This is a genomic window from Nocardioides sp., from assembly GCF_031422975.1.
GTDB lineage: Bacteria > Actinomycetota > Actinomycetes > Propionibacteriales > Nocardioidaceae > Nocardioides.
The window spans coordinates 1-9044 of sequence record NZ_JANPEO010000131.1 but is presented as its reverse complement, the minus strand read 5'-3'; the positions used below and the strand labels follow the sequence as shown (position 1 = coordinate 9044).

The window sequence follows — 9044 nt, the reverse complement described above, 5'->3', positions numbered from 1 at the left end:
CCGCCCGGCCGCCGCGGGGGGGCGCGGGGGCGGGCCGGCGCTTCGAGGACCGGGACTCGGTGCTCGCACTTAGCGACGTGCACCCGGCCGCGTTGGCTATCGGGGTCCACGAACGCGGGTAGCTCAGAGCAGGCCGGCCTCGGTGAGGAAGTCGGTCGCCACGTCCTCGGGCTTCTCGCGGTCGACGGCGATCCGGCCGTTGAGCTCGGTCAGCTTCTCCGTGGTCAGCGCCGCCATCAACGGGTTGAGGATGTCGGCGATGTCGGCGTGCTCGGCCAGGAAGTCGGTGCCGACGGCCGGGACGAGGTTTTGCGCGGGCTGGATCTGCAGATCGTCCTCGAGGACCACCAGGCCCTGGGAGTCGAGCGTTCCGTCGGTGGTGCTGGTCTCGCCGAGCTCCGCCTCGCCGCTGATCACCGACTGGTAGGTCTGGTCACTGGCGTAGCCGAGCGGCAGCACCTGAGTGATGTCGATGCCGTACTCGTCGGACAGCCCACCCTCGCAGTCGAGGCGGCCCTCGCAGTCGGGAGCGGCGGCCAGGGTGACCGACTTGCCCTCGAGGTCGGAGAGGGCCGTGACGCCCTCGGCCTCGCTGTACTCCTTCGTCACGAAGAAGGCGTTGGTGTCGGTCGCCGGCGAGACGTCGAGCAGCGTGATGCCCGCGGCATCGAGCAGGTCGGCACCGTCGGCCGCGAGCGCCTCACCGTCACCGGCCTCGAAGGGCGAGGCGTCGCCGCCGTTCTCCTGGCTGTTGAGGAAGTTGACGATGCCGCCCACGTATTCGGGCACGATGTCGACGCTGTCGGGGAACGTCGGCATGTAGGCATCGCGGGAGTCGACCAGCTTGGTCTCGACGGTGTAGCCGCCGTTCTCGAGGAGCTGCTGGTACATCGAGGCGACGAGCGTGGCCTCCGGGAAGTTCTGGCCGGCGACCGTGACGGACCCCTTGTCGGCGGCGGCCGAGGACTCGGTCGGGTCGGCGGCGTCGTCGGAGGCGAGGTTGTCCCCCGCGCAGGCAGAGGCGAGGAAGAGGGTGCCGGCGGTGAGGACCGCGGCAAGAGTGCGTCGTAGGAGCATGGGATTCCTTCTGTGTCCCGCGGCAGTTGCCACGCGTGTCCGGATGCTGCAGTCAGCCGACGGCGTCGGCTGTCTCGTCAACCGTAGGGGTACCCACCGACATTCCCACCTCACGATTCGGTGACGAACCGGCCCGCCCTGTGGGTTCCACGAGCCGTTGGGCCAGCGCGGCGAGCAGCTCGAGGACCAGGGCGACCACAGCGACCACGATGGCACCGGCGATGCCCTTGCCGTAGTTGGACCGGAAGAAGCCGTCGGTGATGACGCGCCCCAGGCCCGGTCCGGCCACCAGCGCGGCGATGGTGGCCGTGGCCCACACCTGCACCAGTGCCAGGCGGACACCCGACATCACCAGAGGCATCGCCAGCGGCAGCTCCACGCGGAAGAACTGCTGCGGACCGGTCATGCCCATGCCGCGTGCCGACTCGCGCACGTCCGCAGGCACCTCTCGCACGGCGACGTACGCGTTGGTGATGATCGGTGGCAGCGCGAAGAGCGTGAGCGCGAGCAGCGTCGCCAGGCCGGCGCGGCCATAGGGGCCGAACGACTGGGTGCCCGGCCACTCCGCGACCACCAGCAGGGCCAGCAGGGCGAACGTCGGCACCGCTCTGCCGACATTGGAGACGTTGATGGCGAGGAAGCCACCCCGCCCCAGGTGACCGAGCCACAGCGCGACCGGCAGGCCCACGACCAGTGCCATCGCGAGGGCCGTGAACGTCAGCAGGAGCTGTTGGCTCAGCAGGTTGGCCATGCCACCGGCGCCGGTCCAGTTGTCGCCCTGCCGCAGGTAGCCGAAGGCCTCGGACAGCACGTTCACGAGCTGACTCCCCTCGTCCAGGGGGTCAGGACCCGTTGCGCACCCACGAGCACGACGTCGAGCAGGACCGCGAGCAGCACGCAGATGACCGACGCGGTGAGCAGTTCGGCGCGGAAGTTGGTGCTGACGCCGTCCTTGATGAGGTTGCCGAGGCCGCCGTACGACACCAGGGACCCCACCGTGGTCAGCGCGACCGTCGACACGGTGGCGACCCTGAGCCCGGCCATCACGACCGGCAACGCGAGCGGCAGTTCGATGCGGAAGAGCAGTTTCCCTGGGCTGTAGCCCAGGCCGGTGGCTGACTCGCGGACCTCGTCCGGCACGGAGCGGAACCCCTCGAGCAGGCTGCGCACCAAGATCGTGAGGGCGTACAGCGCGAGACCCAGCACGACCGTGGTCGAGGTGAGGCCGGTGAAGGGCACCATCAGCGGGAAGAGCGCCAGCGACGGAATGGTGTAGATGCCGGTGGTGATGCCGAGGATCAGCGACTCGAGCCGTGGCAGCCTCCGGGCGAGCAGCGCCAACGGGAAGGCGATGACAAGGCCGACGAGCACGGCGACGACGGTGATCCAGATGTGCTGGATCGTCGCGTCGAGGACTTCCTGCCTGCGGTCGGTGAGATATTGCCCGCAGATCCACTCGTTCGTCAGACGGCTGTAACACGACGGTCCGGCGCCACTCGTGAACACGTGAGCGCCGGCCTCCGCGAGTAGGGTCACCGCATGGACGCTACGGCATCTGGGGCCGCCACCGCCTCGTCCCAGCCGATGATCCGGCTCGAGGGCGTGGGCAAGACCTACCCCGACGGCACGGTCGCGGTGCACGAGCTCGATCTCGACGTACGTCGCGGCGAGATGGTCTGTCTGGTCGGTCCGTCGGGCTGTGGCAAGTCCACGACACTGAAGATGATCAACCGGCTGATCGAGCCCACGACCGGGAGGATCATCCTCGACGGCACCGACGTCACCGAGGTCGATCCGGTGCAGCTGCAACGCGGCATCGGCTACGTCATCCAGCAGATCGGGCTGTTCCCGCACCAGACGATCCTCGCCAACGTGATGACCGTGCCGCTGCTGTACGGCGAGAGCAGGAGCACCGCGAAGGCGAGAGCCCTGGAGCTCATGGAGACGGTCGGTCTCGAGACGTCGTACGCCGCTCGCTACCCCCACCAGTTGTCCGGCGGCCAGCGCCAGCGCGTCGGCGTCGCCCGCGCGCTCGCGGCCGACCCGCCCGTCCTGCTCATGGACGAGCCCTTCGGCGCCGTCGACCCGGTGGTGCGCGCCCGACTGCAGGACGAGTTCCTGCGGCTGCAGCGCGACCTCAACAAGACCGTCGTGCTCGTCACCCACGACATCGACGAGGCCGTGCGGATGGGCGACCGGGTGGCGGTCTTCGCCGTCGGTGGTCGGCTCGCGCAGTACGCCACGCCGATGGAGCTGCTCGCCCGTCCGGCCGACGACTTCGTGGCCGACTTCGTCGGCTCGACCCGCGGCCTGCGCCGGCTCACGGTCACGCCGTTGCGCGAAGAGCACCTGGAGCCGCTCGACGGCATCAGCGGCGGTCAGCTCGGGGCGGCCATCGACATCGACTCCTCGCTGGAGGAGGCCCTCGCCGCGCTGCTGCGCGACGACAAGGCGATGATCGGGGTCAAGCGCGGCGCCCAGTTCGTCGGCGTGCTCACGCCCAACGGTGTGCACCAGGCGCTGCGCGAGTCACTGCGCTGACGCTGCGCTGATCGGTCGGCGGTATGTAGGTGGTCACCAAATCACCTGATATCGGGGCCTTCGCCGGGTTGGTAGGTAGCTCGTTACCTACCAACGGCCGGAGAGCCGTCAGATCAGGGCGTCTGGTAACCACCTGCCAACCGACCTGGGTCTCAACGTTGCTCTACCGTGCACCTGTGTCCCGTGATCAGCCGCCCGCGAGCGTCTTGCGTGCGTTCGGTGTCGAGGAGCGGCCCCGACCTCTGGCCGGTGGCCAGGGCAGCTCATGGGCCGCAGAAGGACTGGTCTTCAAGCCGGGTAGCGGCCCGGTTCACGAGTGGCTGGCTCCGATTCTGGCCGACGTCGTGTCGGACGGCTTCAGCCTCGCGACCCCTGTCCAAACACTCCACGGCACCTGGTCCTGGGACGGCTGGTCGGCTGCCCGGTGGGTCGAAGGAACCGAGCCCGACCGCGCGTTGGCGTCGACCTGGCTCGACATCCTCGAAGCCGGCCGGGCATTCCACCGAGCGATGGCGCACCTGGACCGACCCGGCTGCCTGGATGACCGCGATGACTGGTGGGCGGTGGCCGACAGAGTCGCGTGGGGCGAGCACGTCGTCCAGGTCCATCCCAGGTTCGAGCATCTCAATCGACGATTGCTACGGGCCCTTGCGCCGCTTGGGCCGCCGCAGGTCGTGCACGCAGATCTGACGGGCAACGTCCTGTTCAGCCACCAGCTGCCGCCCGCCGTCATCGACATCTCGCCCTATTGGCGCCCGCCGGAGTACGCCGAGGGCGTCGTCGTGGCCGACGCACTTTGCTGGCACGGCGCACAAGCGTCCCTGCTGGATCAGACGGGAGTGTCTGTCGCCGCAGTGGCCCGCGCCTTGCTCTTCCGCATGATGACGACGAACGAAGCTGTCGCATGCGGACGGGGTGACGTCGACTTGGAAGACGAAGCGCGTCGGTACGACCTTGCCACCGCAGCCATCGGAGTCTGACGGCCGCTCAGACGAGGACGTCCTTGTGCCACGACTCGGTGGTGTACTTCGTGCCCCAGCCCATGGCGACGTACAACCCGTCGGCGCCGGTCGGGGAGTCGGCGTCGACCTCGAGGCCCACGCGATCACGCCCGCGCGCGGCGGCGTCGGCGATGATCGTGTTGAGCAGGCCCTTGGCGACACCGCGCCCGCGCGCCGTCTCCAGCACGCCCAGGTAGGAGACGTAGGAGCCGTCGGGCCCCTTGGTCGACTCGCTCACGGTGCCGACGAGGGCGCCGGCTGCCTCGCCGTCGACCTCGGCCAGCCACCAGTGGTCCCAGCGGTGGCCGGGGTCCTCGCGCAGCCGGTGGAGGAACTCGTGGAAGGTCTCCTCGGCCGAGTTGAAGTGATCGGTGAAGGCACCCTCGAGCACGTCGTGCACCGCCCGGAGGTCGACCTCGTCCGGCATCCCGCCGGCCTCGCGGCGTACGAGCCTGAACTGCACGCCGTCCCTGGCCCACGCATCTGGATCGGGGACGAGCTCGACCTCCTCGGCGATGACCGACCGGCTCATCTGCCACCAGGTGCGGACCTTGGCGAACTCCGCGGCCGCCAGCCACGCGTGCTGGCGCTCGTCGTCCTGGAAGGCGCCCGTGTCGATCTGCTGGACGGCCAGCCCGCGCTCGGCGCCGACCTGCCGCGCCTGGGCATGGGCCCACTCGAAGAGGACGTCGGAGCACTCCCCGGCGATCGTGTCCGCCAGCGCCCGGTCGACGATGTGGACGTAGAGCATCCGGCCCACGGCGCGGTCGTGCACGCTGCCCCAGGCCCGGATGACGCCGGCGTCGTCGCGAACGACGATGTTCTCGCGCATCTCGAGGCCGTGCACCTCGACCAGCACGTCGTCCTCGGAACCGCTCGCCCAGCCGCGGCCCGCGCGCTCGTGGGCGCGGAGCAGCTCGGTCAGCCGCTCGACCTGCGCCGGGTCGTCACCATCAACCGTGCCGACCTCCCAGCCCCGTGGGAGCCCGGGATCCTCGGGGAGCGCTTCGGCGGGGTCACTCTCGAACCGATTGTCCTCAGGGATCACATCGAATGATTGTGCCCTAGTGCTCCCCGGCACGACCCGCGTGCCGGGATATCCATGGGCGCGATGGCTCGAGATCAGGCCGATCCGGAGCCATCGCGCCCATGGATATCGGGCAACAGCGGGTCAGGCCCAGTTGGCGCGCTTGCTCGAGGCCGCGGCCTGCCAGGAAAGCAGCTCGGCCTTGAGCACATCGAGCTCCGCCTCGAGCTCGGCCACCAGCAGGATCGCCTCGGCGGCGCGCTCCTCGGAGCCGACCAGGGAGCGCTCGAGGTCGTGGATCGAGTCGGCGTCCTCACGTTGGGTCCGCTCGGCCAGGTCGGCGCGGCGGGCCTCGACGTTGACCTTGAGCGTCTGGTCGGCCACCTGGCGCTGGGCGCCGCTGAGGGCAACCTCGAGGCTGGCGATGACCTCTTCGCGGGCGAGGATCTTGCGGCGCATGTCGAGCGCGAAGTTCATGTTCTCGGCCGTACGGCGCTCGGTGAGCGCGGCATAGCCACGCGCCTGCTCGGCCCGGTCGCGGGCCGCCTCGACGCGCGCGTCGGCCAGCTCGGAGTGCGTGATCTTCGTGGCGGCGGCGCCGAGGACGACGCTGATGACGGCCGCGGCCGTGATCAGCAGGGTGGAGCCGGACACGACGGCACCCACCACCAGCACGGCGGAGAGCGCCAACAGCGCGACCGCGACACTCAGTCGAGTGCTGCGCTGGCGACGGCGCGCAGTCGTACGCGACGACTGGGACTGCTGGGGCTGGAGGGAAGACATGGGGTCAGGCTAGGGCCCCGGGTCCTCCGAAGGGACGCGACACGCGCGCTCGAGCACGAGTGAGGCGATCATCATGAGCAGCCCCCCGACCGCGGCCACGCCACACCGGAGCAGGCGTTCGTCGGCGAGCTCCGAGGGGTCGCCCAGCCAGGTGACGGCATATCCCGCATAGCCACCGGCCGCCAGCGCCCCCACGAGGGCGCAGGCCCGGGCAAGCACCAGCCGGTTGACGGCGCGGTTGCCCGGCAGTCGCCGACGCTGCACCTGGATCGTCTGCCAGGTGTGCCAGGCGACGTAGGCCAGCACCGCGGCGACGAAGACGAGCGCCAGCGCCTGGGCCCAGGTGACGTACGGCGCCGTGCCGGTGAGCCGGACCATGACGGGTCTCAGCAGCCAGCCGAGGACCAGGCCGGACACCGCCACGATGGCCAGCGACGCGCCCGTGGTGGGGCGAAGGTGACCCTCCGGCGGGACCGGGTCCTGCGTCACTGGACCTCGAGCACCAGATCGTCGCGCTTGGTCAGGCCGGAGGCGTCGATGTCGGCGAGCAGGTCGGCGATCGCACCACGGTCGGGGAACAGTGCGTCGGGCTCGAGGTCGTGCCAGGGCTGCAGCACGAAGGCCCGCTCGTGCGCACGCGGGTGTGGCAGACGCAGGAAGTCGTCGTCGGCACGGCGGTCTCCGACCACGATCAGGTCGACGTCGAGCGTGCGCGGGGAGTTGCGCACCTCGCTGCGTTCGCGATCGAAGGCGTCCTCGACCGCCAGGGCGCGCTCCATCAGGCGAGCGGCCGGCAGCGTCGTGTCGGCCAGCAGGATGGCGTTGAGGAACTTCGGCGAATCCGGGGTGGGCGCGTCCACGGGCTCGGTCTCGTAAACGGGCGAGACGCCGGTGACGAAGAAGTCGGGGGTGTCGGCAAGGGCGTCGACGGCACCCTGCAGGGCAGCGAAACGCTCTCCGAGATTGGACCCGAGAGCGACCACCACCCGGCGGATCGGGTGCATCTCCCCGGTGAGGGAGTCGGCATCCACGATGTTGGGGTTGGGGGACTCAGTCATTGGTGGCCCTCGTTGTCTAGGGGGTGTGTCTGGTGATCGTGAGCGCGACGTCGGCGAACGGCGCCTCGATCGGTGCATCGGGTTTGTGGATCGTCACGCGGGCCCATTCAACACGACCGTCCGCAAGGCACACGTCCGAGATGCGCTGGGCCACCGTCTCGATCAGATCCACCGGATCGGACTCGACAGCGGCCTTGACCCGCGCCACGAGACTCCCGTAGTCGACGGTGTCCTGCAAGTCGTCGGAGGCCGCCGCCGGCGCGGTGTCGAGCCCGAGGGTCAGATCGATGACGAATGTCTGGCCGTCGGTCCGTTCGAAGCCGAAGACACCGTGGTGGGCGAAGCACTCGACTCCGGTGATGGTCAGTTCATCGGTCACGAGACGTCACCCTGCCCGACGCCACCGGCGGAGGCGACACCGCCCGCTGCCAAGGCCTCGACGACCGCCAGCGCATCGCACGTGGCGCGAACGTCGTGCACTCGCAGGCAGGACACCGAGCGCTGCGCCAGGAGCACGACGAGCGCCGCGTGGGCGAACTCCCGCTCCCCCACGGGCCGTGGCACACCGTCGAGGGCCAGCAGGGCGCCCAGGAACGACTTGCGGCTCGCGCCGATCAGCAGCGGCCGTCCGAGCGACTCGAGCGCCGCCAGGCCGCGCAGCAGCTCCCAGTTGTGCTCGGCCGTCTTGGCGAATCCCAGGCCCGGGTCGAGCAGCACGCGCTCCGGATCGATCCCGGCGGCGACGATCGCGGCGAGGCGCTCGCCGAGCTCGCGGCGTACGCCCTCGACCACGCCGCCGGGGCCGTAGCCGGTGAAGTCCTGCATGTCGGTGGCATGCGCGCGCCAGTGCATCGCGACGTACGCCGCATCGCTGTGCGCGACGACCTCGAGGATCTCCGGATCGGCCAGTCCTCCGGACACGTCGTTCACGACCTGGGCACCGGCCGCGAGCGCGGCCTCGGCCACCGGGGCTCGCATCGTGTCCACGGAGATCCGGGCACCCTCGGCGGCCAGCTGCGTGATGACCGGGATGACGCGGTCGAGCTCCTCGCCGACCACCGGACGGGTCGCACCCGGTCGGGTGGACTCGCCGCCGATGTCGAGCAGGTCGGCCCCGTCCGCGAGCAGCTGGCGGCCGTGCTCGACGGCACGCGAGGTGTCGGCGTACAGGCCGCCGTCGGAGAAGGAGTCGGGCGTGACGTTGACGATCCCCATCACGCGGGGGCGGGTCATCGTCGTGAGTTGATCAGCGCCATGGCTTCGGCGCGGGTGGCCTTGTCGCTGAGCATGGTGCCGCGCACGGCGCTGGTGATCGTGCGCGCCCCTGCCTTGCGGACGCCGCGCATGGTCATGCAGAGGTGCTCGGCCTCGATCACCACGATCACGCCGCGCGCATCGAGGATCTCCATCAGGGCGTCGGCCACCTGGGTGGTGAGGCGCTCCTGCACCTGCGGCCGCTTGGCATAGACGTCGACGAGGCGCGCGAGCTTGGACAGGCCGGTGATCTTGCCCGTCGCGTCCGGGATGTAGCCGACGTGGGCCACGCCGGTGAACGGT

Annotated in this window: 12 protein-coding genes; 2 read left to right on the top strand and 10 right to left on the bottom strand. The window is 70.1% G+C overall.

Going from position 1 to position 9044, the window contains the following annotated elements; all coding sequences use genetic code 11:
* Positions 1–123 precede the first annotated feature (123 nt).
* From RMO85_RS04270 to RMO85_RS04260, 3 genes are read right to left on the bottom strand one after another with little or no spacing between them, the layout of a single operon-like run.
* Entirely contained in the window at positions 124–1077 is a 954-nt protein-coding gene (locus RMO85_RS04270; protein ID WP_310526679.1) for a glycine betaine ABC transporter substrate-binding protein, read from the bottom strand.
* 52 nt (positions 1078–1129) lie between these two features.
* Positions 1130–1894, bottom strand: a complete 765-nt coding sequence (locus RMO85_RS04265; RefSeq protein ID WP_310526678.1) for an ABC transporter permease — start codon at positions 1892–1894, stop codon at positions 1130–1132.
* Positions 1891–2613 (bottom strand): ABC transporter permease, encoded by a 723-nt coding sequence (locus RMO85_RS04260; RefSeq protein ID WP_310526677.1) that lies wholly within the window; start codon positions 2611–2613, stop codon positions 1891–1893. The genes RMO85_RS04265 and RMO85_RS04260 overlap by 4 nt, the downstream gene beginning before the upstream one ends.
* 3 nt (positions 2614–2616) lie before the next feature.
* Here RMO85_RS04260 and RMO85_RS04255 point away from each other — a divergent pair, with 3 nt between their 5' ends.
* Positions 2617–3618 carry an ABC transporter ATP-binding protein gene (locus tag RMO85_RS04255; protein ID WP_397203072.1) on the top strand — a complete coding sequence of 334 codons (1002 nt, stop codon included), beginning with the start codon at positions 2617–2619 and terminating at the stop codon, positions 3616–3618.
* A 344-nt stretch (positions 3619–3962) separates the two neighbouring features.
* Entirely contained in the window at positions 3963–4598 is a 636-nt protein-coding gene (locus tag RMO85_RS04250; protein WP_310526676.1) for a phosphotransferase, read from the top strand.
* Between the two features lie 7 nt (positions 4599–4605).
* Here the strand turns inward: RMO85_RS04250 and RMO85_RS04245 are convergent, their stop codons facing one another.
* From RMO85_RS04245 to folE, 7 genes are all read right to left on the bottom strand, one after another.
* Positions 4606–5667: a GNAT family N-acetyltransferase gene (locus RMO85_RS04245; RefSeq protein WP_310526675.1), complete on the bottom strand. Its 1062-nt coding sequence runs from the start codon at positions 5665–5667 to the stop codon at positions 4606–4608.
* 123 nt (positions 5668–5790) lie between these two features.
* Positions 5791–6429, bottom strand: a complete 639-nt coding sequence (locus RMO85_RS04240; protein ID WP_310526674.1) for a hypothetical protein — start codon at positions 6427–6429, stop codon at positions 5791–5793.
* Between the two features lie 9 nt (positions 6430–6438).
* A complete protein-coding gene (locus tag RMO85_RS04235) occupies positions 6439–6918 on the bottom strand; it encodes a DUF3180 domain-containing protein (RefSeq protein ID WP_310526673.1) in 480 nt (159 codons plus the stop codon).
* Positions 6915–7487, bottom strand: coding sequence for a 2-amino-4-hydroxy-6-hydroxymethyldihydropteridine diphosphokinase (gene folK / locus RMO85_RS04230; RefSeq protein WP_310526672.1), 573 nt, complete (start codon positions 7485–7487; stop codon positions 6915–6917). The genes RMO85_RS04235 and folK overlap by 4 nt, the downstream gene beginning before the upstream one ends.
* Before the next feature lie 16 nt (positions 7488–7503).
* Positions 7504–7866: a dihydroneopterin aldolase gene (gene folB, locus RMO85_RS04225; RefSeq protein WP_310526670.1), complete on the bottom strand. Its 363-nt coding sequence runs from the start codon at positions 7864–7866 to the stop codon at positions 7504–7506.
* Positions 7863–8720, bottom strand: a complete 858-nt coding sequence (gene folP, locus RMO85_RS04220; protein ID WP_310526669.1) for a dihydropteroate synthase — start codon at positions 8718–8720, stop codon at positions 7863–7865. Before folP ends, folB begins: the two co-directional genes overlap by 4 nt.
* Positions 8717–9044, bottom strand: a 328-nt coding sequence (gene folE, locus RMO85_RS04215; RefSeq protein ID WP_310526667.1) for a GTP cyclohydrolase I, incomplete at its 5' end; no start/stop codon positions are given. The genes folP and folE, both read right to left, overlap by 4 nt.

Coding starts and splice junctions, on each gene's coding strand:
- RMO85_RS04270 (WP_310526679.1), bottom strand. CDS start 1,077: ATGCTCCTACGACGCACTCTTGCCGCGGTCCTCACCGCCGGCACCCTC.
- RMO85_RS04255 (WP_397203072.1), top strand. CDS start 2,617: ATGGACGCTACGGCATCTGGGGCCGCCACCGCCTCGTCCCAGCCGATG.
- RMO85_RS04240 (WP_310526674.1), bottom strand. CDS start 6,429: ATGTCTTCCCTCCAGCCCCAGCAGTCCCAGTCGTCGCGTACGACTGCG.
- folK (WP_310526672.1), bottom strand. CDS start 7,487: ATGACTGAGTCCCCCAACCCCAACATCGTGGATGCCGACTCCCTCACC.
- folP (WP_310526669.1), bottom strand. CDS start 8,720: ATGACCCGCCCCCGCGTGATGGGGATCGTCAACGTCACGCCCGACTCC.